Origin of the sequence: Microbispora amethystogenes, from assembly GCF_016863015.1 — a bacterium.
Taxonomy (GTDB): domain Bacteria; phylum Actinomycetota; class Actinomycetes; order Streptosporangiales; family Streptosporangiaceae; genus Microbispora; species Microbispora amethystogenes.
Genome location: NZ_BOOB01000009.1, coordinates 209,076 through 235,033 on the forward strand (window position 1 = coordinate 209,076; position 25,958 = coordinate 235,033).

A 25,958-nucleotide genomic window follows, 5' to 3' on the forward strand; every position below is an offset into this window, starting at 1 on the left:
TCGTCCCGGGACCCGCTACGACGGGGATCAGTCCATGCCCGTCCCGTCCGTGGTGTCGTCCGACGCCGCCCGATGACGGTGATCACGGGGAGAGACGCCGTAGGCGGCGCGGAAGCTGCGGCTGAAGGTCGCGGCATCGCCGAAGCCCCAGCGGGCGGCTATGGCCTGGATGGGCCGGGACCGCTGGAGGGGATCGACCAGGTCGCGGTGGCACCGCTCCAGGCGGCACCGGCGGATCCAGCCCGCCACGCCGATGCCCTGCTCCTGGAAGATCGCGTACAGGTGCCGTACGGAGATCCCGTGTGCCGCGGCGATCATCTCCGGGTTCAGGTCCGGATCGCCGAGCCGCTCCCGGATGAAGTGGTGGATCAGTGACAGCAGCGCCTGACGCCGCGACTCGGGCGTCAGCGCGGCGGGGGCCTCGGACCGGTGCGCGCACGTCGCCGCGATCAGGTCGAGGGTGACGAGGCCCAGCGCCTCCGCGTCCTGGCGGGTGAGATCGCCGGCGTTCTCCGCCAGTTGCCTCAGGTGCCCGGCCAGGACGCCGGTGATCCCGGCCCGGGCCGGGAACGGCGCCGCGACGAGCCGTCCGGCCAGGTCGGACCGCAGGCCGAGCGAGGATTTCGGGAACTGGACGACCAGGGCCTTCGCGGGTCCCGCTTCGGCCCCTCGCCATCCCCGCCAGGGCTGGGACGAGTCGATGAGAAGGAAGTGGTTCACCGCGAAGTGCGCCTCCCGGCCCGCCTGCGTCATCGCACCGTCGCCGGTGAGAACGAGGTGGAGCTGGAAGACCTCCGGGTCCGACTGCCGGATGAGCTTCGCGGGCCGGGTCACCTGCAGCCTGTGGTGGCTCATCGCCGAGACGGTGATCGCGCCGAGGTCGAACAGCCGCGCTGACGCACGGAAGTCGGCGGGGCTGTCCGTGGTCGGCCAGGTGCTCACGAGCGACTGCGACATCGTCTGATGCCAGAAGGGGAAACGGTCCTGAGCGGTCAGGTCCCCGGTGTGCCACTCCAGAACTCGCATCCGTACCCCCGTGCGGCCGAAACAGTGTGCACAAATCGGCATTAAGTGTACAGAAAACGTCAAGACGTGCTCCAGGGATCTGGGGCACACTGACGCCAGATACTGAATCCAGGCGCAGAAAGCCGTCGGTGGTGCAGATTGAAGAAAAGCGTCGAAGGCCGGGATCGCCCAGGTGGAAAGCGTGGGAATCCCGGACTTAGGTGATGTTAGGACGCAGAAATGACGCAACCCGAGCAGGGGCTCCCCGCGGAGAACCAATGGGATCTGATGGTCGAGCACGGGCACGGCCTTCACAACGGATTCCACGGCCTCTGGGCGGAGGGCGACGATCCTGAGGAACTGTCCCGGCTGCTCCGGGCGGATCCGGACTCGCGCCTGGAGTGCGATCTCGAAACGGCCGTCAAGGTGTACGGACGCATGCGGGAGCGCGCCGCCGCGTGGATCGGCCCGCACGCCCCCGGATGGACACACGTCCTCGTCCTCGGCCTGCATCCGTATCATCCGGCCGTCCGCAACCTCGGGAAGCGGCGTGTCCTGGAGATGTACTGCCGTGAGGAACTGCGTGAGCTCGAACCCCTGAACCTTTACTACGACGGAGAACGGATCGGAAGCGTCATCCCGCCGTACGACCAGGGCACGGATATGGACCTCCCTGAGTGCATGCCGTACGCGCCCGGGCCGGAGCGCGGCGGGACACGGAGCTTCACGCGGGACGTGCATTTCGTGGCGAGCATGGTGGGCCGCATTACGGGACGCTTCATCGACCGGGATTGGTGGACGGCGACGCGCACCCTTTATCGCATCCCCGACGGCTCATGGGAATCGCGATGACGCCGGCCAGGTGAGCGGAGGCGGGGCCGGTTCCGCCGGCCGGCCCGGCGCCCCGTCTCTCCCGGGTGCGGCGCGCCCGTGAGTTTGGTAAGGCTGTAGTCATGATTTTTCCCGCGAGGGCGTTCAGCACCGCCGTAGCCACCCTTCTGGTCGTCCCGATCACCACGGTCGCCGCCGCTCCCCAGGCGGCGGCCGACGCCGGGAGCGCGACCCACGCCGCGGCGTCGGCCCGCCGCCTGCTGGCCCATCTGAAGGTGGCCAGGCCGTTGCCGCTCCGCGGGTACAGCCACCGGCGGTTCCTGCCCCGATGGGCGCACCACAAGGGCACGTGCGACGCGCGGGAGGTGGTCCTCGCCCGCCAGGGGCGGGGGGTGCGCAGGGACGCGCACTGCCGTCCCGTCAAGGGCACCTGGCACAGCCCGTACGACGGCAGGGTGCTGAGGAGCGTGAAGCAGGTCGACGTCGATCACCTGGTGCCCCTGGCGTACGCCTGGCGCTCCGGCGCCGCCAAGTGGAGCCAGGCACGGCGCCGGGCGTTCGCCAACGACCTCACCCGCCCCGAACTGGTCGTGGTGAGCCACAAGGTGAACATGGCCAAGGGAGGCCGGGGCCCGCAGAGCTGGCGTCCGCCGCGCCGGAGCCACTGGTGCCGCTACGCCAGTGCGTGGATCGCCGTCAAGCACCACCACCGGCTCTCCGTGACCAGGAAGGAGAGGACGGCCCTGCTCAACATGCTCCGCACCTGCCGGCGCTGACCTCCGCCCTTATGGCCGGGAGACGGCTTGCGGCTGGGAGACGGCGTGCAGGGCGCGGCCGACGAGGGCCGCCAGGCTGTCGCCGTGCGCGCCGTGCCAGTAGACGCGGCCGCAGGAGAGGCACCGGGCGAACGCGTCGTAGCTGCGCCGGGTGCCCGGCTCCAGCGCGTCCTCCACCTCGGCCTTGCCGACGGGCGCGAGCGACCCGTTGCAGGCGGTGCAGCGGGTCCACGGGGCCAGCGGCGGCCGGAACCGGTCGAGCACGTCGAGGAACTGGTCGTCCGGCCGGGCTCCGCGCACGTACGCGCCGCGCCGCAGCGACCGGCGGCGCAGGATGCCGCGGTCCTGCGTGAGCAGCACCCGCTCCTCGGCGCCCGCCTGCTCGATCAGGGCGTCGTCGTCCATGTCGTTGTGATAGGCGGTGTCCAGGCCGACCAGGCGCAGACGGCGGGCGAGCGTGCCGAGGTGGACGTCGAGCAGGAACCGGATCCCCGGGACCACCTGCGGCCTGCGCACCGGCCGGACCTCCACGACCTCGCCTGCGCTGGGCCGGTACGACGGGTCGACCGGCCGGTCCGCCGCGGTCAGCCCGCCGATCTCCGTCAGCGGCACCCCGGCCGACTCGATCACGTGCCCGAGCGAGGAGGTCCCGTCGTACGGCAGGCACACCTCCGGCCGCCGGTTGCGCGGCGCGAGGAAGAGCCACAGATCAGGCGAGAAGCGTACGGACAACTCCATGCCCCCAGCATGCCCCTCAGCATGCCGCCGGCGGGCGGCATACGAAAGGCCCCGCTGCCGTCCGCCGGGGAGGGCGGCAGCGGGGCCGTACAGGGGTGGGCAGAGGGCGGGCAGGGGCTCAGGCGGCGACGGTGGTCCGGCCGCGGACCTGGAGAACGGTCAGCAGGCCGACGACGACGGTGACGGCGCCGGTGATCCAGGCGGTCCACGCCGAGGCGGCGTCGCCGTCGAAACCGAACGCCCAGGGGGAGACGAACAGCAGGGCGCCGAACGCCGCGGTCACCCAGGAACTCGCGCCGCCCGCGCCCAGGATGGACCACAGGGCGGAGACGACGAGGAGCGCGCCGAGGACGAGCAGCGGTTGCGTCGCGGCCTGGGCGTCGGCCCAGAAGAACGGCGCGACCACCGCGACCAGACCGGCGAGGAGGGCGACGACGTCGGACAACGATCTCGTGAGATCCATCCGTGCCTCCGTACGGGGAGAGATTGGCTGTGCTCCGACACTCCGTCTGATTGACCGCCCGGTCAACAACCCGTTACGTCAGGATTTCCTAACCGTGAGTGACAACGCCCTGAACGTGAGGGTCGCGGACTCCGCGCGGAAACCTCCCGCGCGTATGGCGGTGGCCGCCGGCCCCGGGGAGCCCGGTGCCGGCGGCCACCTTCACGGACCGGTCAGCGCCTGCCCCTGACCTTGACGGTCTCCTTGTTGTAGTTGTCGCCGTTGCCGTCCGGCTTGTAGTTCTTCTCGACGTTGCCCGCGATGTCCACGGCGAACCAGTGGACCTCGGTGGTCTGGTTCACCGTGATCCTCTGCGCGCCCTCGCGCATGCCGGCCGCGGCCAGCTTGGGCGAGCTCAACGTCGGACGGCTGCCGTCGATCGTGTAGTAGACGTTCGCCGGCTCGTCGGTCGTGAACGTGAACGTCGCCGAGGTGTCGTCCTTCGCGAGCTCCTTGAGCCGGGAGTCGGGCTTGTGGGTGTCCTCCCCGTACTCCCGCGCCACCTCCAGGATGGCGATCTGGCCATTGGAGAACTCCATCGCCTCCTCGTGGCCCTCCTCGAACGGCGGCTGGAAGCCGACCGCGCGGTACTGCTTGGCCGCCTGGTCGTAGACGTCCGCGCCGACCTCGAAGTCCCAGCCGATGATGCCGCGGTTGTACCAGTGCTCGTCGGCGCTGTTGCCCGCCGCCGAGTAGAGCACGTCGACCACCGGGCCGGTGCGCCCGGGCCAGATCGCCGTCCCGCGCCAGCCCTGCACGGCCGACAGGATGTGGCTGGAGGCGTTCCAGAAGAAGCTCTCCGTGCCGAAGTCGGCCCGCGGCAGCGTCTCACGCCCGGCGGTCTTGTACGCCCCCGGAGGCCACATGAAGTAACCGCCGTAGGAGTGGGTGTTCATGGCGAACCTGATGTTCGGGAACGTGTCGACGAGCCACACCTGGTTGCGCGTCTCGGGCTCCGACAGCTCCGACGGCCCGGCGAACGTGTCGTTGGTGCAGGTCGTGGTGGCTCCGTTGTACCCGTCGAAGACCGAGCCGACGGTGAAGTTGCGGTTGAGGTCGACACCCCACGAGTTGCGGCGCCCCGGGTCTCCGTTGGTGACCGGGCAGTGGTTGGTCATGTTGCGCCGCTGCATGTTGTAGTCGTACATCGAGTAGTGGCCGCCGTCGGGGTTGGCCGTCGGCATCACGAAGATGTCGAGGTTGTCCACGATCTTGCGGGTGGCCGCGTCCTGCGCATAGTTGCGCAGCAGCCGCTCGGCGGTCTCCACGCAGGTCACCGGGGTGACCCACTCGCGGGCGTGCTCCTGGCAGTAGAGGAAGACCCCGACCTTCGAGCCGTCCCGGTGCTTGCCGATCCGCAGCGCCTTCATCTGGAACGGCTGACGCGAGACCGTCGTCGGGGCCAGCAGGCCGTCGGTCAGCCGGGTCGCCGGGGCCTCCGCCACCACGCCGTTCCCGGCGTTGCCCCGGTAGGTGGCGGCGGTGAGCAGCGCCGATGCGGCGGCGTCGCCGTTGAGGGCGGCCACCACCTGCGCGGCCGTGCTGCCGATCGCCCCGGAGGCGTCGGTGGCGAGGGTGACCGCCACGTTCTTGCCGGTGACCGCGACCGACAGCGGAGTTCCGGCGGCGCCGGGCTTCACCAGCGCGAGGCTCACGTCGTTGCCGCCCTCGCTGCCGTACGCCCGGGAGCTCACGTAGAACGTGCTCGCGGCGGCGGCGCCGGTCCCCGTGCCGAACTGCGCCTGGGCCGCGCGCCGGTAGCCGTTCGTCTTGTACGGCAGGTCGACGATCTCCGCGACCTTCGGGAACTGCCCGGCGAGCGCGGTGATGCGGCCGGTGACCTCGGTCGGGTCCATGTAGTGGTCGATGAAGTCCGACACGTAGTGCCTGCTCGGGGGCTTGCGCTTCTCGCCGAGCCACTTCGTCACCGGCACCGTGACCGAGCCGCCCCGGCTGCTGGTCACCGTGACCTTCGTGGGGGCCTGCGTCACGGGGATGGGCGCGCTGAACCGGTGGTACATGTACTGCCCGGCGTCGGTGAAGCGGGACATGGTCGCCGTTCCGCCGGAGCCGGGGGCCGTGCCGGGGCCGCTGTCCCAGGCGGCGGTCAGCACGGTCTGCGCGTCGGTCGCGCTCGACTTCACCTCGACCGAAAGGAAGCGCTGGTCGTCCAGGCTGGTGAACCACTCGGCGCGCAGCGGGGTGAGCGTGTCGGTCTCCGCGGCGTCGGCGGCGGCGGAGGCCAGGGCCTGCCGCCGCTCGGCGATGTTCGCGGCGTAGTCGCCCTGGTCGGAGATCGCGTCGCGGACGTCGAAGCCCTGGTCGCGCAGGCCCTGCGCCTCGCCGGGGCTGAGCACGGCGTGCACCTCGATGCCGCCGTCGACCGGCTTGGTGTATTCGGCCAGGTCGACGCCCAGGGCGACCAGCCTGTCCACCGCCGCCTGGTCGGGGACGACGACCCGCAGCAGCGCGACGCCGTCCTGCGCGGTGCTGGACGCCCGGTCGGGGGGCACCGGCTGGGGCGAGGGATCGGCGAGCACCGGGAGGGCGTTCAGGGTGAGCGCCAAGGGGAGCGCGAGCACGGCCGCGTAACGCCGCGTTCGGCGGGGGGAGCTCCTCATCGGGTTTCCTCCATCTGGCGTGCCCTTCCAGGCAGGGGGGTCGGCCGGAGCGGGGCACGCAGGTCGAACGAAGTCTTTGCCGGTGCGGAAAAATCGTCAAGAAGCCCCAACTATCCGATTTCGGGATTTTTCCGTAACGAGACGCTTTAGTGCCTGTTTATGGGTTTTGGCCCACGTCTCTCTTCTGTTGCGGCCCCGCCTGATGGCCGGGACTCTATCCGGAACCGCTGGTCTGTGATTACTTCATGTGCTAGTCATGTGACCTAAAGTAATCGTCAAATTGGAGGTGTCATGCTCGCTGGCGTACTCGCCGTCGTGGCGGCCGTCGGCCTGGTGGCCCTGGCCGTCGTCCTCTTCCGCACGCTCGGCCGGGGCACCGACGACCGCGATCCGGGCGGCGCCTCCGCCGGCCACGCCGGGTCGATGCTCTCCTCGCTGTTCCTGCTCGTGTTCGCCATCGCGATCGTCGTGCCGTGGACCTCGGCCGACGCGGCGCGGCAGAACACCTACATGGAGACGCAGGCCCTCGTCGAGACCTACTGGGCCGCCGCGCCCCTGCCCGTCCCCGACGCCGACCAGTTACGCGAGGGGCTGCGGGAGTACGCGCGGTACGTCGTCGACGACGAGTGGCCGTTGATGGCCGCCGGGCGGCTCGGCCCGGAGGGGACGGACCGGCTGGAGTCCCTGCGCGCCTACGTGGCGGAACTGCCGGTGACGACGGACGAGGCCCGCGACGCCAAGAGCACGGTGCTGGACCGGATGGCCGACCTGTTCGCCGCCCGGCGCCAGCGCGCCGCGGACGCGGGGACGGCGCCGCCGCCGGGGGTCCTCCTCCTGACGGTCGTCACGGGCGTCCTCGTCATCGTCTTCCCGTTCCTGGCCGGAGCGAGGCCCCGGGGCTTCGCGCTCATCCCGGTCACGGCCATGGCGGTCCTGCTCGGCGTCGGCGTCTACCTGGCCTGGAACATCGCGCATCCGTTCAGCGGGGGTCTGGCGGTCAGGCCGGACGCCTTCGTGAGCGCCCTGCACGAGTTCCAGCGGATCCCCGAGGGCCGCTGACATGGGCCGGACGGCGGGCCCGCGCATGGCCGTCACGGTCGCCGTGGCCGTCTCCGCCTGCGCCGCGCTGACCGCCGCGTTCCCCTCAGGGGCGCGCGGCGGCGTGGCGGGTGAGTCCCGCGCGGTCGCCGATCCGCACCGGCCGGGGGTGCGGATCGGCGTCTGCGTCGACGTGGACGTGATCGTCGGCCTGCACGCGGAGGTGGGCGTCGGAGGCCCGGCCCGCTGCACGCCGCCGACCCCCGTGCCGCCGCCTCCGCCCGCCCCGCAACCTTCCCAACCTCCGCCCCCACCTCCCGCGTCGCCGGTGCCCGCGAAGCCCGCGCCGGCCCCGCCGCCGGCGCCGCGCCCCTCCCCGCGTCCGGCCGCGCCCCGGCCGCCGGTCGTCGTGGCGCCGTCACCTCGTCCGCACGTGAATCGTCCTCACCCGGCCCCGCGGCCTGTCGCCACGCCGTCGGCGTCCCCCGTCTACCGGGTGCCGGCCAGGCATGCCGCGACGCTCGTACGGCGCCGCAACCCCATGGGGTCGCTCACGGTCGTCGTGGTCCTCTGCGTCGCGATCGCCGCCGCCGCGGCCGCCGCGTTCCGGGTGCGGTAGCCGTACGCCGTCAGCGCCGGGCCACGCCGGGAGAGGGATCGGCGAGCGCGGCGGCGCCGAACACCCACGACGAGGTCTGGGCGATGAAGTCCCCCGGGAATCCGAGGGTGAACCCGGTGGCCTCTTCCAGCCGCTCGCGGATCTCGGGAGGGAGGACGAGACCGGCGGAGGCGAGATTGTCCCGGAGCTGATCGGCGGAACGCGCCCCGACGATCGGATGGACGGCGGGGGAGCGGCTCATCGTCCACGCGATCGCCACCTGGGACGGGGTCGCCCCGAGCTCGTCGGCGGCGGCCTGCACGGCCCGGGCCACGGCGTGGTCGCGGTCCGAAAGGGACTGCGCGGCCAGCCGTCCGGCGGGCGCGGTCCCGTCCGCGCGGGTGTACTTGCCGGACAGCACGCCGCCCCCGAGCGGGCTCCACGCCGTGACGCCGAGCCCGAGGGACTCGGCCATGGGCAGCAGCTCCCTCTCGATGTCGCGCTGCAGCAGGCTGTACGGCACCTGGAGGCCGATGAAGGGACTCCACCCGCGCCACTCGGCGAGCGTGTTGGCCCGGGCCACCACCCAGGAGGGGGCGTCGGAGATCCCCACGTACAGCACCTTGCCCGCCTGGACGGCGTCGTCCAGGGCGCGCATCGTCTCCTCGATCGGGGTGTCGCGGTCCCACATGTGCACCCAGTAGATATCGAGGTAGTCCGTACGCAACCGGCGCAGGCTGGTCTCCAGTGAGGCCCTCAGGTTCTTGCGGTGATTCCCGGCGGCGTTCGGGTCGGCGCGGTCGCGCGAGACGGTGTACTTCGTGCCGAGGACGAACGACTCGCGCCGGCCTTCGAGCAGCTCGCCGAGGATCTCCTCGCTGGCTCCGTCGCGGTAGTTGACAGCGGTGTCGATCGTGTTGCCGCCCGCCTCGGCGTACAGGTCGAGCATCCGGCGGCACTCCTGCGGGGGCGCGCCGACGCCACCCTGCTCGCCGAAGGTCATCGCGCCGAGGATCAGATCGGACACGCGCAGGCCGCTCGTGCCCAGGGTGCGGTATCTCATGCCGTGGCCGATCCCCGGACGCCCTGGTCCGGTGCCCAGCAGTGCCCGCGCGGACCGGGATCGGCGACCACCAGGTGGCCGGATAACTGTGTCATGGAAAAGACTATACACAGTGTATGGACAACGTGTCTGTACCTGGAGGCCATACCGCGATCCCGGCCCGGACGAGCCCTCACACCGTGTTGACGCCGCTGGCCGTTCGGTCGTTCGAGGTCTCCTGGTCGGGCACCGGCGTCGCGGCCGGATCGTGGCGCGCCGGCCTGTCGGCCGGGAGAGCGATGGCGGGGACGACCGCGGCGGCGGTGATGCCGATCGCCCACCAGAACGCGCCCTGGAAGGCGCCGGTCGCACCGTGGCCGAGGAGCGACTGCAGCGCGACGGCCACGATCGCGGTGCCGAACGAGGCGCCCACCTGCTGGACGATGCGGGTGTTCATGGTGGCGTGCGGGATGCCCGCCGGTTGGATGTCCCGATAGGCGATGGACATCGGCGGGATCAGCACCCCGCCGATCCCCAGGCCGCGGACCAGCAGCACGGCTCCCAGCCACCACAGGCTCGTGTCCGGCCCGGCGAGCGCGAACGGGACGGTGGACACGGCGGTGAGCAGGAAGGCGGCGATCGTCACGGCGCGCGCCCCGAACCGGCCGACCAGATCGCCGATCACGAAGCGCGAGGCGAGCGCCCCGACACCCTGCGGGATCATCAGCAGTCCGGCGTCCAGCACGCTGTCACCCCGTAGCTGCTGGTAGTAGAGCGGAAGCAGGAACATTCCGGCGTACATCGCCGCGCCTGCGGTGAACAGGGCCACGGAGGCGCTGCCGAGCGAGCGTACGCGCAGCAGTCGTACGTCGACGATCGGCTCCCGCTCGCCGGGCAGCCGCGACGCCCAGGCGACGAACGCGGCCAGCAGGACGAGGCCGGCCGCCAGCGGCACCAGCACTCCGGCATGGCCGATCCCGCCGTTCTCGGACAGTTGCGAGAGGCCGAGCAGGATTCCCGCCAGCGCCGGCGCGAGCAGCACCAGGCCGATCCAGTCCAGGCGCCCGCGCCCCGCCGGGGAGCCGGGGCGGCCGGCGGGCAGGAAGCGCCACGCCAGCAGCAACCCGGCGGCGATCACGGGCACGTTGACGAGGAACAGCCAGCGCCAGCTCAGCCAGTTGAGGATCACGCCGCCGATCACCGGGCCGAGGATCGGGCCGAGCGCGATCGGCAGGCTGACGGCCGCCATCAGCCTGCTGCTGACCCGCCCGCCCGCGGCTCTCACCGCGAGCGTCTGCATCAGCGGGAAGATCAGCCCGGCGGCGAAGCCCTGCAGCACCCGGAAGCCGATCAGGCTCGCGTCGTTCCACGCCGTCGCGCACAGCACCGAGGCGAGCACGAACAGCACCAGCGCGGCCATCCAGACCCGCTTGCCGCCCCAGCGGCGCTCCGCCCACCCGGTGACCGGGATCGCGACGGCCATCGCCAGCAGGAAGCCGGTGGTGACCCACTGGATCGTGCCGGCGGTCGAGTGCAGCTTCACGACCAGCGTGTGGATGGCCAACGTCACCATCGTCGAGTCGAGGATCGCCGCGATCCCGCCCACGACCAGCGCGATCAGCGCCTTCTTCACCTGCGGCGGCAGCTTCGCCTCGGTGGTCTCCGTCATCGTCTCGTCCTTGGGATAAGAGTGGAATCCATCTCTTATGAGGCTAGGGCGTGTTGCTAAGGAATGTAAACCTCTCTTATGCTGGAATCGTGACATCTGCCGCCGCGACCTCTCGTCAACGCCGACGCGGGCCCGAGCTCGAGGCCGCGCTGCTGGACGCGGCCTGGGACGAACTGCTCGAGGCCGGCTTCGCGAAGCTGACCATGGAGTCCGTGGCCTCCCGCGCCGGCACCGGCATCGCCGTGCTGTACCGCCGCTGGGCCAACAAGAACCAGCTCGTGCTCGCCGCGCTCGAGCACTACCGGAACACCCACCCGGTCGATCTCCCCGACACCGGCACCCTGCGCGGCGACCTCCTCGCCGCGCTCACCGGCATGGGCGAGGCCCGCGCCGCCTTCTCCGCCATCGCCGCGGCCACGGCCTTCTCGGGGCTGCTGGCCGATACCGGGCTCACCCCCGCCCAGGTACGCGAGCGGATCCTGGGGGACCAGCCGCTCTCGCGCGTCCGGGTCATCTACCAGCGCGCCCACGACCGCGGCGAGATCGACCTGAGACGGATCCCTCCCGCGGTGCTCGCCATGCCGTTCGACCTGGTGCGCCACGACCTGCTCATGGACCTCAAGCCCCTGAAGCCCGCACGCGTGACGTCGATCGTCGACGAGATCTTCCTCCCCCTCGTCCACAGCTATCACGACGGGCCGGGGCCGGCGGGAACCGTCCCACCCGCACCGGCCTGAGCGCCGTGGAGCCGATCCGGCGCGCTCCTGTCGCCGCCCGTGGCGTCCTCACAGCTCGTCGTATTCTGAGGGGCATGCCTTCGAAGCGCGGCGCGCAGCCGGCCCGCAGATCGGTCGCGGAGCCGGCGTCCACCGGGTTGCGTGAGCGCATCCTGTCCGCGACGCGCGACCTGCTCCGGGAGCGCCGCTTCGAGACCCTCAGCGTCGCCGACATCCTGACCGCCGCCGGGGTCTCCAGGGCGAGCTTCTACTTCTACTTCCCGAGCAGACAGGCCGTGCTGGGCGAGCTGGTGCGCGAGGCCGTCACCGGCGGGCGGCGGGCCGCGCGGCCCTGGACCGGCGGGACGGAGGATCCCGTCGCCGCGCTGCGCGCGGGGGTGCGGGACGGCGCCCGGCTGTGGCGCGACAACGCCGGGGTCCTCACGGCGATCGTGGAGAGCCAGGGCTCCGACGAGGGGCTGCGTGCCCTCTGGCACGAGCAGATGGGCCTGTTCACGGACGCGGCCGCGGCCCGTATCGAGGCCGACCCGCAGGCCCGCGCACGGCTCGGGGACCTGGACGTGCGCGCCGTCGCCGCGTCGCTGACCTGGATGGGCGAACGGCTCTACTACCTGGCCGCGGCCGGCGTCCCCCCGTTCGACGACGAGGAGGTCCTCGTCGACGTTCTCACCCACGCCTGGACGTCGATGCTCTACGGGCCGCCGGACGCCCCGCCGCCGGCGGTCCGCCACGGCCCCGCGGACTGACCGCCTCCCCGGGACACGCGGGAGCCGGTGCCGCGCCCGAGCGGCGGCACCGGCTCCGCGGGCTTCCGATCAGGACCGGTTGGCCCGGGCCACGACCTCCTCGCTGGTCAGGGGGCCGCTCGGGTGGTGGCTCAGGCACAGGGGCGTACGGACCTTCGTGAAGGACCCGCCCTCGACCGCCGCGTAGAACTGACCGGACCGCAGCCGCGACACGTCGGGGACGTCGCCGCCCTTGGCCCGGGCCAGCTCACGCGCCGCCGTGATCTGCGCGGGCGCGTTGAGCAGGCCGAAGAACTGCGTGGCCGCGTTGCCCGTGATCTGGTTGTGCAGGCCCTTCGGCGCCTGGGTGGCGAACACCAGCCCGAGGCCGTACTTGCGCGCCTGGGCGGCGAGCGCGAGCGTGCTCTGGGTGCAGGCGGTCGTCGTCCCGGACGGCGCGAAGGTCTGCGCCTCGTCCATCACGAACAGCCCGCCGAGCGGCCGGTCTCCGGCGGGGTGCCGCTTGATCCAGGAGAACAGCGCCATCTGCAACTGGTTGACGAAGCTCTGCCGCTGCGCGTCGGAGGTGAGACCGGTGAGGCTGATGACCGACACGCGGGCCCGCTTCCCCGCCGCCGGCGTCAGCAGGACCTCGGGATCGACCGGCACGCCCTTCCCCGCGAACAGCGGATCGCTGATCATCTCGGCCCGCAGGTGCTGGGCCATCTCGGTCGCGAGCCTGGCCGCGCCCTCCAGGCGGCTCACGCCGTCCGGCAGGTCGTCGAGCAGGGCGACCAGCCCGTTGAGCGCCGTGCCGCCCTGCCGTCCGTAGTGGACGACGGCCTCGCGCAGCACCGCCCGGCCCAGGTGTGCCCTGGCCGTCCTCCCGTCGACCTTGGCCCGCGGCACGAGCGCGGCGAGGGCGGCGTCCACCGCCTCGCCGAACTCGTCGGGGTCGTCGAGCACGCTCGCGAAGTCCGGCAGTGGCTGGAAGCTCAGCGGGCGTCCCTGCTCCTTGCGGGGCGTCCAGACGACCACGTCGGTGCAGGCCAGGTATTCGGCCGCCCTGTCCGCGTCGCCCTCGCCCCACTCGCCGGGCGGCTCGGGCCACGCGTCGCCGAGCCGCGCCAGGTCGTTGTTCGGATCGAGGACGACCGACGAGACCCCCCGCAGGGCGCACTCCTCCACCAGCCGCCGGATCAGGACGGTCTTCCCCGACCCCGAACCGGCGAAGACCGCCACATGCTTGCGCAGGGCGTCCAGCGCGATCCGTACCGGCCGGTCGTCCGAGCTCGCCGCCCCGATCGTCAGGTGCGGAGCCGTCTGGGCCTCGTCTGACGACAGCGGCCTGCGCGGGCGAGGAACGGCCTGCGCCTCCGCGACTGTTGCCGTCGGAGACGCTTCAGGGACCGGCGCAACCACCCTGGCCGCGGTCTCCGCTGACGGCGCGTTGACGGCCGGCGTCTCGATCGGCACCACCCCGGGCAAAGGCTGCAGCGGCCAGACCTGGGGATCGGGGCCGGCCGCATGAAGGCGCGTGCCCTCGGCACGCGCCACGCTCACACCGGTCGGGTCAGGCGCATCGCCGAAGGCGGGGGGCGGAGTCGCGGCCGTCGGTGGCTTGAGGTGCGGCACGGGCTCCGGCTGCAGCACGCGCCGGACGGGATTGGCGGTGCGCCGGGGCTGGTCCGGCGACCGGGTCGCCCGTGAGGACGCCCTGACTCCCGGATCGGACACCCTGGGAACGGCGGCGTCGCTCAACGCCTCGGCGAACAGCTTGACCTCGCTCGTCGGTCTCCGGGAGACGAGCCAGGCCTGGAGATCGGGCGGGTTGTCGGCGAGAAGGTTCCGGAGAGCGGCGAAGATCCTGAGGTCGTGCTCCTCGATCTGGAGCACCCGGCCGCCCGCCTGCTCGAACGCGGCCAGCGCCTCCTGGGTGGCCGGTCCCTTCGCCCAGCTCTGGTTCCTGAGCACGAACAGCTTCCGCTTGGGAATCTGGTCGTTGAGCCCGGCCGCCATCGACGCGTTCTTCAGACGCGTGAGCGCGGCGGAATGATGGGTCGCCGAGATGGCCCGGAAGCACCAGTGCGCCTCGTTTTCCGTCGCCTCGTCGAGCGTGCGCCGCAGGCGGGCGTGCAGGGGCGGCTTGGAACTCGGCGGCGGGTCCTGGCTGAACACCCGTCCCGTCTCACCCTGCTCGGCGATCCACGCCTGCAGCCCGGCCGACAGCAGCCAGGGCATCACGGCGTCCTCCGTGACCGGGTCCAGCGCCCCCGCCACGTCCGCCCGCTCCCGCAACTCCGCGAACCGCCTGTCGAGCCCCGTGAGGTCGTCCGGCGGGTCGATGACCCGCTTGATGATCTCCCGGGACTGCTCGCTGAGGCGCATGAGTTCCGTGACCTGCCCAATGGCCAGACAGGATCGGACGTGCGTGTCGATGCGGCGCAGTAACTGGCGAGGCGTGTATTGATGCGCTTCTTCGAACGCCTCCGGCTTCACCGGCCACGTCGGATACGGCGGTGTGAATCCCACGGCACCGTACTGCGCGGTGAATCGCTTCTCGATGAGCTCTCGTCCCGTCCGTGCGTCCGGGATGGTCTTGAGCGGAGTGGTACTTCGGAACCGGTCCTGCACCGTATCGGTGGCGTGCGTTTCGATAGCCGTCCACGTGATGGGAATGCAGCAGAGAACAGTGACCGTGCGCCGAGTGACTTCGCGCAGAGTCATAAGGCCGCCGGCCACCTGCTCCAAAGCTTTTTTATGTTCCGGATCCTCAGCGGCGCTGCTCCCCGTCCTTGCCATGGACTGCGCGATGAGGGTGTCGATCTGGTCCACAGCGATAAGGGAGGGTCCGGTCAGGGCGAGCAACCGGGAGAGGTCCCTGACGATCTCTTGCGGTGACTTGTCCGAGCGGTGAAAACCCCAGCTCGCCCGCTCACCGATATTGCCTTCGCGCGTGGTAGCGAGATAGGCGTCACCGACATCCTGCGCCGCCAAGTCGCAGGATGTCCGCAACACGAGTGCCCGTGCGACGTCCTGAACACTGCGTCCGGTGTCGGGGTCGTAGCGCCGAAGGGCGGCGATGAAGAAGTCCAGATCGCTTCTGGTCACGGGGGTCTCGCCGATTACAGATCGCCGTGTCGCTTCCGGCACTTCGGCCAGCACGCACAGGCGCCACAACAGTTCCTTGGATTGGCTCCACGCGTCCGGCAGAGGCCGGGAGAGACTGTCGAGCATCGAGAGCAACGTGCTTTCCCAGAAGGTCCTCGCGTCGAGCAGGTTCACCAGGAAGAAGTAACCATCCTCTTCCTGCACCTTCTGGCGGACCCAGCCGAGAAGGTGCGTTTTGCCCGCGCCCCGCTGGCCCTGGACCACTACGCCGATCGGGCTCGCTCCCGCGCTCTCCTCCGCCTCGATGAAACCGTCGAGAATCGTCTGCAGGGTGTGTCGGTGCAGCGCTTCGACATGGAACGGCGATACGCGCCACACGTCCTCCGCTGCGCGGACATAGTCGAATCTCAGCGCGGTGAGGGCCTTGAGCTGCTGGTCCGTCATCGTGCACCAATCATGATCAGGTGCTTGGACTGGTCACCGATGACGACAGAGGCATTCCTGTCATCGTCCGTGAGCGACTTCTGGTTCGATTCGGGGACGATGTGCACGTCGGGCTGGGCGATCATCTGGCGGAGCGTGGCGTCGACCTTGTCTCTGGGGGCGTCGCCGAGGAGCGGGCGCAGCCGGGTCAGACTGACCCAGACGTTCGGCTTGTCGGCGAGCTGCGCGTACTCCTTCCTGATCATCGTCTCGATGTCGTCGAGGGAATAGGCGGAGGCGTTCACAGCCGGTGCGGGCGTGACCGGGGCCGCCGGTGCGGCGTCCGTACGTCCTACTGGGGTGGATGGCGTCTGCTCGGTGGGGGCCGCACCGGCCGGTTCCCGGCCGAAGATGTCGGTGGCACGACTGCCGTTCCGCTGCATGTGCCGGTTGAGGCCGGAAACCATCGCTCTTACGACCGCCTCGAGCACTCGTGGCGCGAGAACGATGGACATGGGGATGCCCTCCGAGAAAAGCGTGTTTGCCCTCTTCCAACCGTCTTCGGTCAGCGTGTGGGTGAACGACCGCCCCCGCTTTCCGACGGCGATGAATCCGAGCTGCTGCAGGCGCTCTCGCTCCGGCTTTTTGATCTCGAAACCGTACTGGTCTTCCAGTTCCGGGTTGGTGAACTCGCGGGCCTCGGCCATGAGCAGCAGGAGGATGGCCGTCTCGCGCTGGGAGAGGGGTTTGTCAGGCATGGGGGGACCCTTCGAACGTTCCATTGCGGCGGGTGTGGAGGAAGTGCTCGATCTCGGCCAGGACGGTGCCGATGTGGCCGAGGACCTGGTCGTTGGTGAAGCGGCGTACGGCGTAGCCCTCCCGCTGGAGGCGCTGATCGCGGCGCAGGTCGGTGGCGCGGCGGATCGGGCGGAGGTGTTCGGGCCCGTCGATCTCGACGACGCACCGTTCGGCCCGCCAGAGCAGGTCCACCCGGATGGGGGTGCTGAGCGGGCCCGACTGGTACGTCTGGTTCCAGGCTCGTCCCGCCGCCCATGCGCAGGACGTCAGAGCGGTCTCCAGACGTTTCTCGGCGGCGCTGCCGGGGTGCGGCAACCCGGCGATGGGCGGATAGGCGAGCACCGGCCGCGGTTGGTCGTCCGCGGGACTGCGGGAGCCGTCCCGGTGGTCTCCAGGACCGTCGGAAAAACCGGAGCCGGCCAGTTCCCGGGCGAGGGCCGCCACCTCGTCCGGGATCGGGGCGGTCATGCTCTCGACGCGATCGACCGTCCGCAGGGGCGGCCCGGTGAGCCAGACGCCGAACCCGCCGTGGTGGGCGAGCCATTCGAGCGCGGCGACCAGCACCTCCTCCCCGTCCGGGGAGAGATTGCCGCGCACCTGGACGAGGATCGCCGCCTCCGGACGCCGGTAGCCGTCGCGGAGCACCCGGGCCAGCCCGGCGGCGCGGACCTCGGGCGGGAAAGCCCTGGTCCGGCCCGCCGTACGGTCACCGGCCGTGACCCCACTCGCGCCGGCCCGCTCACACAGGGCCCGTTCGGCGAGGTGGGCGAGGTACGGCGCGAAGTGCCGGGTGGCCGAGGCCGTACGCAGGGCGAGCGCCCGGACGGCGGGGACGGCCGCGCCGCCGGGCCCGGTGATGCCGCCGGCCTCCGGCAGCCAGGCGGGGAACATCGCCAGCGCCGCGGTCTCCAGCTCGCCCAGCACGTCGGCCACGAGGTCCGCGGGGGTCCGCGCCGGGCGGGGCCTGTACGCGATCAGCGCGGGCGCGTCCTCGGGGAGAGGTTCGAGCGCGAGGGCCACCGCCTCGGCGTCGTCGTGCAGCCGCACGACCCGGCCGGTGGGAAGCTCCTTCCAGGACCGCGCCACGCCGTTCCCGCCTGTCGTTGAAGATCCAGCAATCTCGACCCGGCAGAGGTTATCCGGCGGCGGCAGGCTCGTGCATGCAATCCGGAATTTCCCGATAAAGGGCGAGGCCGGTACGGCGGATCAGGCGGTCTCGGATCTGATCAGGCGGAGGAACGCCTTGATGCCCGACAGGACTTCCTGGTTGTCGGTGAGACGGCTGAGAGAGTCCTCGAACTTCCTGCCCACCGCGTCGAGGCGGCGGTCGAGTTCGTCGGCGCGCGCCGTGGCCGCGTCCAACCCGGCGCGTGTCTCGGGGACGAGGACGTCGAGGCGTTCGGCCAGTTCGGTGGTCCGGGCCTCCAGCGCCGCGACGCGCTCGGCCAGCGCGACGGCGTCCTCGCGGGGATAGCGGACCTCCTCCAGCATCGTGGTCATCCGGCCGCGCAGGTGGGCGAACCACGCGCCGGCGGGCCTGAGGAACGTGGCGAGCAGGTAGAAGACCGCGAAGTAGTAGCCGACCGTCTCACCGGAGAAGTACGTGATCAACGCGAGGAGGGCGGCCGACACCAGATGGGCCGCGATGGCGGCCCGGCGCATGCGGACCGCGATGCGGCGGGCCTCGGCCTCCCGTTCCGGTGAGATCGTCATCCCGCGCTCGCGGCTGACCCGGATCTCGTGGATCAGCGCGTGGGCCTGGAAGTAGACGTTCCACGGAAGCGTCAGGAGCACGATCAGCCAGATCAGGCACAGCGCCCCGAATCCGAGGGAGACGACCACCGGCAACGGGACGTCCACCACGTAGACCAGGACGATCCCGGCGATAGTCGAAATGATCGTCAAAAAGACGATTCCGCTTCTGCTCACAATTGCCCTTCCTTCGGTGTTCGGGCGCCAGTGTCGCACCCGGACCGCGGCACGGGCATGAGCATGATCACTCGGATCGTCTGAGTAGGACGGCTCAATGAGGAGGGGGTGGCCCGGAATACCTCGGGCCACCCCCTGACGGGAAGGAGGGATCAGAAGACCGGGACTCCGTCGCGGACGAGCTTCCAGTTCGCCTCGGCGAAGGTCGCCGGGTCGATGGTGCCGGTCGCGGCGGCGTACTCGATCAGCGCCTGGCGGATCTCCACCTGGGCGTTGTAGACCACCGGGGCCGTGCTGACGTGCGGGAACCCGCCGCCGCCCGACTGGCGGTAGTTGTTGATCGCCACGACGAACTGCTGGTCGGCGGTGACCGGCTTGCCCTGGTACGACAGGCCGACGATGCGCTGGCCGACCGGCTTGGCGATGTCGATGTCGTACGAGACGCCGGAGAGCTGGTCGTAGTTGTAGTCGGGCGTGCCGCCGGCGTTGGTGAGCGTGGCGAGGTCGATCGGCGCGCCGGGGGCGATCTGGGCGAAGTACTTCGCCGAATACTCCAGGAAGTCCTTGATCTGGGCGCCCGTCATCCTGACGCCGAGCAGCGTGTTGTCGTAGACGTAGAGCCCGGCCATGTCGCGGACGCTGACCGGGCCGGCCGGGAAGACGGCGGTGCGGCTGAACGGCGCCGCGATGGACAGCACGGGCAGCGAGGCGTCGGCGGTGCCCGCGATGCCCTCGCCGACCAGGTCGGTCTGCACCTTCTGGATGTAGTCGAGGATCGGCGTGTCCTTGTACGGCGACTCGGCCGCGGACAGCTGCTCCTTCGACTGCGCGATCACCTGGTTGACGTAGCCGACGGTCTTGTCGTGCTGCTTCTTCATCAGCGCGACGATCTTCGGGTCCTCGGCCACGCTGTTGGTGTTGAGCGTGGTGGACGACTTGCCGGTGACCGTCCACTTCCCGCGCTCCTTGGCGAGGGTGAAGTCGACGACGCTGAGGCGCTGGCCCCACTTGCTCGGCTCGGTGAGCAGCACCTGCCGCCCGGTGGCCTTGTTGGTGACGAACCGCTGCGGCACGTCGTTGTGAGCGTGCCCGAACAGCACGGCGTCGACGCCGGGCACCTCCTCGGCGACCATGGCGGCGGCGTTCTCGACCGGCAGGTCGGAGCCGTACGACGACAGGCCGTTGTCGCCCGCGTGCGCGGTGACCAGGACGACGTCGGCGCCGAGGCCGCGGATGACCGGCACCCACTTCTTGGCGGTCGCGACGAGGTCGAGGAACTTCAGCTTGCCCTCGACGTTCGCCTTGTCCCAGATCGCGACACCGGGGTTGGTGAGGCCGAGCACCCCGACCCTGATGGGCTTGTCGCCCTTGACGTTCATCGTCTTGATGACGAACGGCTGGTAGGCCGGGAGACCGGTCCTGGCGGAGACGGCGTTCGCGCCGAGCACCGGCGCCTTCATCTGCTTCACCCACGCGCCGAGCAGCGGCAGGCCGTAGTTGAACTCGTGGTTGCCGAGCGTCACGGCGTCGTACCCGATGGCGTTCATGGCCTTGGCCATGGGGTGGGTCTCGCCGGTCGAGGTGATCGGCTCGACCTTGGCGTAGTAGTAGTCCAGCGGGGTGCCCTGGAGGGTGTCGCCGGAGTCGAAGAGCAGGGTGTGGCCGGCGCCGCGGTCGGCCCTGATCTGCGAGACCATCGTCGAGATCTTGGCCAGGCCCACGTCGTTGTGCGCGCTGTCGTCGTACTCCGCGTTCTTGTAGTAGTCCCAGTTGACCGCGTTTCCGTGGATGTCGGAACTGGCCATGACCGTGATTTTCACCGTCTTGGCGGGTGCCGCCGAGGCGGCGGCGCCGGGCAGGAGGAGACCGAGGGCCACGGTGGTGGCGCCCGCGGTCAGCCTGATCGCTGAACTCATGACGCGTGACGATAACGCCGCGCAATTACCAGCTGGTCACGAAGTTCTTAACCGGACATGTCGCTACAAGGTGGCACGCTTGTCACTCAGGCCGTGCCGTGGCCGGGGTAGGACCGATGAGGTGGCCGACAAACTCGAGACGTACCGGGCGAAGCGCGACCCCGCGCGCACCGCCGAGCCCATCCCCGCCGACGGCCCGCTGCCGCGGGGTGAGGACGACACGTTCGTGATCCAGGAGCACCACGCCCGGTCCCTGCACTGGGACCTGCGCCTGGAGCGCGGCGGCGTTTTGGTCTCGTGGGCGATCCCCAAGGGCCTGCCGCCCAACCCCGAGACCAACCACCTCGCCGTCCACACCGAGGACCACCCCATGGAGTACGCCCGATTCGAGGGCGAGATCCCCAAGGGCGAGTACGGCGGCGGGACGATGACGATCTGGGACCGCGGCCACTACGCGACCGAGAAGTGGAGCGACCGCGAGGTGAAGATCGTGCTGAGCGGCTCCCGGGTGGCCGGACGCTACGTGCTCTTCCGGACCCGCGGCCGCGACTGGATGATCCACCGGATGGACCCGCCCGGCGACGGGTGGGAGCCCCCGCCGGCGTCGCTGGCGCCCATGACCCCGGTGAGCCGGGCCCGCGTCCCCCGCGACCCCGGGCGGTACGCCTGGGAGTTCTGGTGGGGCGGGCGGCGGGGGCTCGCGTACGTGGAGGGCGGCAGGCTCACCCTGCGCGACGCGGACGGCGCCGACGTCACCGCCGGGCACCGCTGGCTGCGCCCGATGGCCGAGTCGCTCGGCAGCCGGGCCGTGGTCCTGGACGGTGAGGTGGCCGCCCTGGGGGCGACCCTCGTCTACGTCTGCTACGACCTCCTCCACGACGACGGGCGGTCGTTGCTGGACGAGCCGTTCGAGCGCCGCCGTACGCGCCTGGAGGCGCTCGCGCTGAACGGGCCGCGCTGGCAGACCGCGCCGTCCTGGCCCGGGGAGGTGCACGCGGTACGGCGCGCGGCGGCCGAGCAGGGCCTGCCGGGTGTGGTGGGCAAACGGCTCGACTCGGCGTACGCGCCGGGCGAGGAGTCCGCGGCCTGGGTGCGCCTGCCGGGTAAGGGGGACGGCGCCGGGTAGGTGCGGGGTAGGCGCCGGCAGGGGGAGGTGCGGTCATGGGCGGTGCCAGTGGGAGCGGGGGAGCGGCCGGGCGGCGGCACCCGGTCACCGGCGAGCACAAGTACGAGCAGGAGATCACCTCGGCGGACGAGCACGAGGAGCGGCCGGGCCGCAGCCTGGTGACGACCGACCACGAGGTGATCCGGCGATGGGCCGAGGACCGGGACGCCACGCCCGCCACCGTTCCCGGCACCGAGCGTGAGGGCCGTCCGGGGGTTCTCCGCTTCGACTTCCCGGGCCACGGCGGCGAGGACCTGAAGCGCGTCTCGTGGGACGAGTGGTTCGGGACGTTCGAGGAGCGCGGGCTCGACTTCGTCTACCAGGAACACCGCAAGGACGGCAGTCCGAGCAACTTCTTCCGCCTGGAGAACCCCGGCAGGGAGGACGCCTAGTTGCTTCTCGCGGAGCGGACGAACCCGAGCTCGGCGGCGTAGTCCTCGAGCTTCGCCCGCAACTGGCGGCGTCCCCGGTGGAGGCGCGACATCACCGTGCCGATGGGCACTCCCATGATCTCCGCGATCTCCTTGTAGGCGAAGCCCTCCACATCGGCGAGGTAGACGGCCATCCGGAAGTCCTCCTGCAGTTCCTGGAGCGCCTGCTTCACCCGGGAGTCCGGCAGGCTCTCCAGCGCCTCCACCTCGGCGGACTTCAGCCCCGTCGAGGTGTGCGAGGCCGCCTCGGCGAGCTGCCAGTCCTCCACGTCCTCCGTCGCGGCCCGCTGCGGCTGGCGCTGCTGGCGCCGGTAGGTGTTGATGTAGGTGTTCGTCAGGATGCGGTACAGCCAGGCCCGGAGGTTCGTGCCCTCGCGGAACTGGTGGAAGTTGCTGAACGCCCGCATGTAGACGTCCTGCACGAGGTCCTCGGCGTCGGTGGGGTTGCGGGCGAGCCGTAGGGCCCCGGCGTAGATCTGGCCGATGTACGGCAGCGCGTCCCGCTCGAACCGCAGCCGCCGCCGTTCGACCGCCGTATCGTCGACGATCGTCATTTTCCCCACCTCCTTGAGGGCCTGCTTTATAGTTACGACCGCTTTGTCCGATCCGGTCGCACGGTTCGCCTACCCATGGTCTCCGTTTCAACACGGCTTGCCACCGGTTTTCGGTACGGGCGGGCGGGCGGCCCCCGGCCCGCGCCTCGAGGCGCTCGGCAGGGCAGCCCGAGGGCGGCCGGTTCTCAGGCCGCGTCGCGGCGGCCGGTGGACCGGACCGTGCCGCTGGAGGCGGGGCCGCCGGAAGAGGGGCCGCCGGAGGTGGGATCGCCGGGCCGGGAATCACCGGCGGACGGGCCGCCGGGAGGGTGCGGGGCGAGATCGGCCCCGCGCGGGGTCCGGTACGGCTCGCGCGCCCGCAGGTCCACGGTCTGGATGGTCCGGCTGATGTCGCTGGGCGTCACCAGGCCGACGATCCGGCCGTCGTCCAGCACCACCGCCCGGCCGTCGGTGGAGCCGCTCATCCGCTGGAGCAGCTCGGTGAGGAGGTCGTCCGGCCGGGCCGACGGCACGTCCGGCGGCGGGCACGCGATCTCGCGGAGCGCCGTGGCCTCCCTGCGGGCGGGGTCGACGGCCCGGATGCGGCCCAGGGTCACCAGCCCCGCGAACCGGCCGTCGTCGTCCACGAGCGGATAGGTGGACAGGTGGTGGCGGAGCACGAGCCGGTCGATGAGCCCGGCCACCGTCTCGTCCGGCTGGGCGGTGATGGGCTGGCGGGACATGACCTCCGCCACCTTGATCCCGTGCAGCGCGGCGTCGATCTGCGTCTGCTGCTCCTCCGCGCTGGCGGCGTTGACCAGGAACAGGCCGATGAGCGCCAGCCAGAGCCCCTGGAAGCCGAGGCCGGAGACGAGGTTGAGGAACCCGAGGATGATCAGCGTGTAGCCGAAGACCCGCCCGGCCCGGGCGGCGGCCACGGCGGCCCGCAGGCGGTCGCCCCAGCGGGCCCACAGGAAGGCGCGCAGCACCCGGCCGCCGTCCAGCGGCGCGGCGGGGATGAGGTTGAACACCGCCAGCAGCACGTTCACCACGGCGAGGTAGCCGAACATCCCGCTGACCAGCGCGGGCCCGCCGACGGCGGAGACCCCCCAGGTCACGAGGGCGAAGAAGCCGCCCAGCACGACGCTGGTGAGCGGGCCGACACCGGCGATCTTGAGGTCCGCGGCGGGGGAGCGGGGCTCGCCGCGCAGCTGGGCCACGCCGCCGAGCAGCCAGAGTGTGATGCCGGTGACCTCCACGCCGTGCCGGCGCGCCACGATCGCGTGGGCGAGTTCGTGGGCGAGCAGCGAGGCCAGGAAGAGCACGGCCGACACCAGCGCGGCCAGCACGTACGCCGCGGTCGGCAGGCCGGGGAAGGCGATCGGGAACCGCCCGAAGGCCAGCCCGACGACCAGGATCACGACGATCACGAGAACGCTGACGTTGAGCCCGACCGGGACCCCGCCGATGCGGCCGAGACTGATCGACGATCGCATCCTGCCTCCCCTCGTCCCCGTGACAGGCCTACCCACAAAGGCGCAGGTCACGCGGCCTGCGGCGGCCGGGTCCCGGTCGGCCCCGTCGGCCGGCCGGTCTCGGAAATGGAATATGGATATATCCGGATAAAAACCGGTTTTCGCTGTTCCCGAAACCGCTCCGTCACGCGACGAAGCGCTTCGTGTGCACGCCGGAGGTAGCATCATTCGCGACAACACATTGCCGAAATGGGAAAGCGCGGCCCGCCAGTCCGGAACGACACCGGAACGAGGAGACGGTGATGAACGACCGGAACCCTCCGCTGAGAATGCCTTATCGCATTCTTCTGATCGCGGCGGCGGTCGTCCCCGTCGTCCTCTCGACCGCGGCCGGGTCGGTGCTGGTGAACGCGGAGGAAGGCTTCCCCGACGACGCGTGGGAGTGGGGAAAGCTCTTCCTCGGCGCGGCCCTGCTCGTGTTCGCGGCCTGTGCCCTGACCTTTCTCGGATGGATGGCCAGGGTGCTTCTCCGGCGGCCGGAGAACGAGGACGAGCTCCGCTTTCTCGAATTGCTGAACCGGGTGGGCACCGCCTTCAGGAAGCCGACCAGGGTCATCGCCACCCTCGTCGCGCTCATGGTCCTCGCCCCGATCGCGTGGCTGGTCCCGAGTGACGGGCTGGAGCCGGGCGAACTGCTCATCATGAGCGCCCGGGACGAGAGCGGGGCGGCCAACGCCCGGAGGATCCTCGTCCAGCAGTGGAACCAGGCCCACCCGGACAACAAGGTGAAGTTCATCGACGTGGGCACCGAGCCCGACCAGCAGCACACGAGGATGGTGAGCGACGCGAGGAAGGGCGGCGCCCACGAGGCGGACGTGTACGTCCTCGACGTCGTCTACATGACGGAGTTCATCGCCAACGGCTACATACGCGCGCTCGACGAGTCCAGGCGGTCCCCCGAGGGGAAGAGCGACGACTTCCTCGACAACGTCCTGAGCACCTGCCAGGACATGAGCGGGAACCGCGAGGGGTTATGGGCGCTGCCCTTCAACACCGACGCGGGGCTGCTCTACCGGAGCTCCGGGGCGCGGGAACCGGCGAGCTGGCAGGACTACTTCCCCCGCTCCGCCAACGCGGCCCACCTGGTCGGCTCGGAGAGCCTGACGGTCACCGCCCTGGAGGCGATCTGGGCCCACGACGGCGAGGTGGTGAACCACGACGGAGGGCTCGTGCTGACGCCGGACAGGAGCGCCGTCGACTTCGACCAGAACGCGCGCGAGGCCCTGCGTGACCTGGCCGACTCCTACCGGGGCAAGGACCCGGAGGACTCGGTCGACGCCGAGGCGGCGGCCCTCGACGCGTTCCGCGGCGGAAAGGCCGGCGTCATGCGCAACTGGCCGGTGGCCTACGACAAACTGGCCGCGACCGCGGGCGGCCCTCCCTCTCTCAAGGTCACCCAGCTTCCGCACGAGAGCGTGCTCGGCGGGCAGAACCTGGCCGTCTCCGCCTGGACGGACAAGCCCCGGGCGGCCCAGGCGCTGATCGAGTTCCTCACCAGCCCGTCCAGCGAGCTGATCCTGTTCGAGGTCGGGGGATTCGCCCCCACCCGGGAGTACGCGTACATGTACGCCACCCGCCCCTACCGGGACGAGCTCAGAGCCGCCGTGAAGAGAGCGCGCCTCCGCCCGGTCACCCCGCACTACACCGAGTTCAGCGCGACGTTCCGCGAGGGCGTCCTGTACGCGATCAGCAACAAGGGGCGCTATCCGGCCGACTTCCCGCGCAAGCTCGCGAGCGTCGTCGCGACCGGGTCGCACGACAACTGACGCGATCACTGATCGAGGCATGCCCCGTGACGGCCCCCGGGCAGGACGGCTGCCCGGGGGCGGTCACGA

22 protein-coding genes are annotated in these 25,958 nt (G+C 70.9%); 9 read left to right on the top strand and 13 right to left on the bottom strand.

Going from position 1 to position 25,958, the window contains the following annotated elements:
- Positions 1 to 27: 27 nt before the first annotated feature.
- Positions 28 to 1,026, bottom strand: coding sequence for a helix-turn-helix domain-containing protein (locus Mam01_RS06785; protein WP_204284536.1), 999 nt, complete (start codon positions 1,024 to 1,026; stop codon positions 28 to 30).
- A 219-nt stretch (positions 1,027 to 1,245) separates the two neighbouring features.
- On the opposite strand from Mam01_RS06785, the gene Mam01_RS06790 reads away from it, so the two are divergent.
- Positions 1,246 to 1,857, top strand: coding sequence for a hypothetical protein (locus Mam01_RS06790; RefSeq protein ID WP_204284537.1), 612 nt, complete (start codon positions 1,246 to 1,248; stop codon positions 1,855 to 1,857).
- Positions 1,858 to 1,958: 101 nt separating this feature from the next.
- Positions 1,959 to 2,612, top strand: coding sequence for an HNH endonuclease family protein (locus Mam01_RS06795; protein WP_204284538.1), 654 nt, complete (start codon positions 1,959 to 1,961; stop codon positions 2,610 to 2,612).
- 9 nt (positions 2,613 to 2,621) lie between these two features.
- Here Mam01_RS06795 and Mam01_RS06800 read toward each other — a convergent pair whose 3' ends face one another.
- The 3 genes from Mam01_RS06800 to Mam01_RS06810 all read right to left on the bottom strand — a co-directional run bounded on the left by Mam01_RS06800 (position 2,622) and on the right by Mam01_RS06810 (position 6,473).
- Positions 2,622 to 3,350 (bottom strand): Mut7-C RNAse domain-containing protein, encoded by a 729-nt coding sequence (locus tag Mam01_RS06800; protein WP_204284539.1) that lies wholly within the window; start codon positions 3,348 to 3,350, stop codon positions 2,622 to 2,624.
- 118 nt (positions 3,351 to 3,468) lie between these two features.
- Positions 3,469 to 3,813: an SPW repeat domain-containing protein gene (locus Mam01_RS06805; RefSeq protein ID WP_111697282.1), complete on the bottom strand. Its 345-nt coding sequence runs from the start codon at positions 3,811 to 3,813 to the stop codon at positions 3,469 to 3,471.
- A gap of 212 nt (positions 3,814 to 4,025) precedes the next feature.
- Complete coding sequence (locus Mam01_RS06810) at positions 4,026 to 6,473, bottom strand: M14 family zinc carboxypeptidase (RefSeq protein ID WP_204284540.1); 2,448 nt, start codon at positions 6,471 to 6,473, stop codon at positions 4,026 to 4,028.
- Positions 6,474 to 6,764: 291 nt separating this feature from the next.
- Between Mam01_RS06810 and Mam01_RS06815 the strand changes: the two genes are divergently transcribed.
- Positions 6,765 to 7,532 carry a bestrophin-like domain gene (locus Mam01_RS06815; RefSeq protein ID WP_204284541.1) on the top strand — a complete coding sequence of 256 codons (768 nt, stop codon included), beginning with the start codon at positions 6,765 to 6,767 and terminating at the stop codon, positions 7,530 to 7,532.
- A gap of 1 nt (position 7,533) precedes the next feature.
- Positions 7,534 to 8,130: a hypothetical protein gene (locus Mam01_RS06820; protein ID WP_204284542.1), complete on the top strand. Its 597-nt coding sequence runs from the start codon at positions 7,534 to 7,536 to the stop codon at positions 8,128 to 8,130.
- A gap of 10 nt (positions 8,131 to 8,140) precedes the next feature.
- On the opposite strand, the gene Mam01_RS06825 is transcribed toward Mam01_RS06820, so the two are convergent.
- Both Mam01_RS06825 and Mam01_RS06830 read right to left on the bottom strand, forming a co-directional pair.
- Complete coding sequence (locus Mam01_RS06825) at positions 8,141 to 9,172, bottom strand: aldo/keto reductase (RefSeq protein WP_204284543.1); 1,032 nt, start codon at positions 9,170 to 9,172, stop codon at positions 8,141 to 8,143.
- Positions 9,173 to 9,344: 172 nt separating this feature from the next.
- Complete coding sequence (locus tag Mam01_RS06830) at positions 9,345 to 10,820, bottom strand: MDR family MFS transporter (protein ID WP_204284544.1); 1,476 nt, start codon at positions 10,818 to 10,820, stop codon at positions 9,345 to 9,347.
- 89 nt (positions 10,821 to 10,909) lie between these two features.
- Here Mam01_RS06830 and Mam01_RS06835 point away from each other — a divergent pair, with 89 nt between their 5' ends.
- Together Mam01_RS06835 and Mam01_RS06840 are read left to right on the top strand one after the other, a co-directional pair.
- Positions 10,910 to 11,557 (top strand): TetR/AcrR family transcriptional regulator, encoded by a 648-nt coding sequence (locus tag Mam01_RS06835; RefSeq protein WP_204284545.1) that lies wholly within the window; start codon positions 10,910 to 10,912, stop codon positions 11,555 to 11,557.
- Positions 11,558 to 11,631: 74 nt separating this feature from the next.
- Positions 11,632 to 12,303 carry a TetR/AcrR family transcriptional regulator gene (locus tag Mam01_RS06840; RefSeq protein WP_204284546.1) on the top strand — a complete coding sequence of 224 codons (672 nt, stop codon included), beginning with the start codon at positions 11,632 to 11,634 and terminating at the stop codon, positions 12,301 to 12,303.
- A gap of 69 nt (positions 12,304 to 12,372) precedes the next feature.
- On the opposite strand, the gene Mam01_RS06845 is transcribed toward Mam01_RS06840, so the two are convergent.
- From Mam01_RS06845 to Mam01_RS06865, 5 genes are all read right to left on the bottom strand, one after another.
- Complete coding sequence (locus Mam01_RS06845) at positions 12,373 to 14,670, bottom strand: ATP-binding protein (RefSeq protein ID WP_239101097.1); 2,298 nt, start codon at positions 14,668 to 14,670, stop codon at positions 12,373 to 12,375.
- Between the two features lie 1,163 nt (positions 14,671 to 15,833).
- Positions 15,834 to 16,574 carry a hypothetical protein gene (locus Mam01_RS06850; protein ID WP_204284548.1) on the bottom strand — a complete coding sequence of 247 codons (741 nt, stop codon included), beginning with the start codon at positions 16,572 to 16,574 and terminating at the stop codon, positions 15,834 to 15,836.
- A complete protein-coding gene (locus Mam01_RS06855) occupies positions 16,567 to 17,700 on the bottom strand; it encodes a DUF559 domain-containing protein (protein WP_204284549.1) in 1,134 nt (377 codons plus the stop codon). Before Mam01_RS06855 ends, Mam01_RS06850 begins: the two co-directional genes overlap by 8 nt.
- Positions 17,701 to 17,820: 120 nt before the next feature.
- Positions 17,821 to 18,519, bottom strand: coding sequence for a hypothetical protein (locus Mam01_RS06860; protein ID WP_204284550.1), 699 nt, complete (start codon positions 18,517 to 18,519; stop codon positions 17,821 to 17,823).
- A 176-nt stretch (positions 18,520 to 18,695) separates the two neighbouring features.
- The gene (locus Mam01_RS06865; RefSeq protein WP_204284551.1) at positions 18,696 to 20,459 is read right to left on the bottom strand and encodes a bifunctional metallophosphatase/5'-nucleotidase; all 1,764 of its coding nucleotides are present in this window, start codon (positions 20,457 to 20,459) and stop codon (positions 18,696 to 18,698) included.
- A gap of 121 nt (positions 20,460 to 20,580) precedes the next feature.
- On the opposite strand from Mam01_RS06865, the gene Mam01_RS06870 reads away from it, so the two are divergent.
- Together Mam01_RS06870 and Mam01_RS06875 are read left to right on the top strand one after the other, a co-directional pair.
- Positions 20,581 to 21,585 (top strand): DNA polymerase ligase N-terminal domain-containing protein, encoded by a 1,005-nt coding sequence (locus Mam01_RS06870; RefSeq protein WP_239101098.1) that lies wholly within the window; start codon positions 20,581 to 20,583, stop codon positions 21,583 to 21,585.
- A gap of 35 nt (positions 21,586 to 21,620) precedes the next feature.
- Positions 21,621 to 22,016 carry a hypothetical protein gene (locus tag Mam01_RS06875; protein WP_204284553.1) on the top strand — a complete coding sequence of 132 codons (396 nt, stop codon included), beginning with the start codon at positions 21,621 to 21,623 and terminating at the stop codon, positions 22,014 to 22,016.
- On the opposite strand, the gene Mam01_RS06880 is transcribed toward Mam01_RS06875, so the two are convergent.
- Positions 22,013 to 22,609: a sigma-70 family RNA polymerase sigma factor gene (locus Mam01_RS06880; protein WP_150935231.1), complete on the bottom strand. Its 597-nt coding sequence runs from the start codon at positions 22,607 to 22,609 to the stop codon at positions 22,013 to 22,015. The two genes, Mam01_RS06875 and Mam01_RS06880, sit on opposite strands and share 4 nt — an antisense overlap.
- A gap of 185 nt (positions 22,610 to 22,794) precedes the next feature.
- Positions 22,795 to 24,084 carry a site-2 protease family protein gene (locus tag Mam01_RS06885; protein WP_204284554.1) on the bottom strand — a complete coding sequence of 430 codons (1,290 nt, stop codon included), beginning with the start codon at positions 24,082 to 24,084 and terminating at the stop codon, positions 22,795 to 22,797.
- 281 nt (positions 24,085 to 24,365) lie between these two features.
- Here Mam01_RS06885 and Mam01_RS06890 point away from each other — a divergent pair, with 281 nt between their 5' ends.
- Entirely contained in the window at positions 24,366 to 25,889 is a 1,524-nt protein-coding gene (locus Mam01_RS06890) for an extracellular solute-binding protein (protein ID WP_204284555.1), read from the top strand.
- Positions 25,890 to 25,958: the final 69 nt, after the last annotated feature.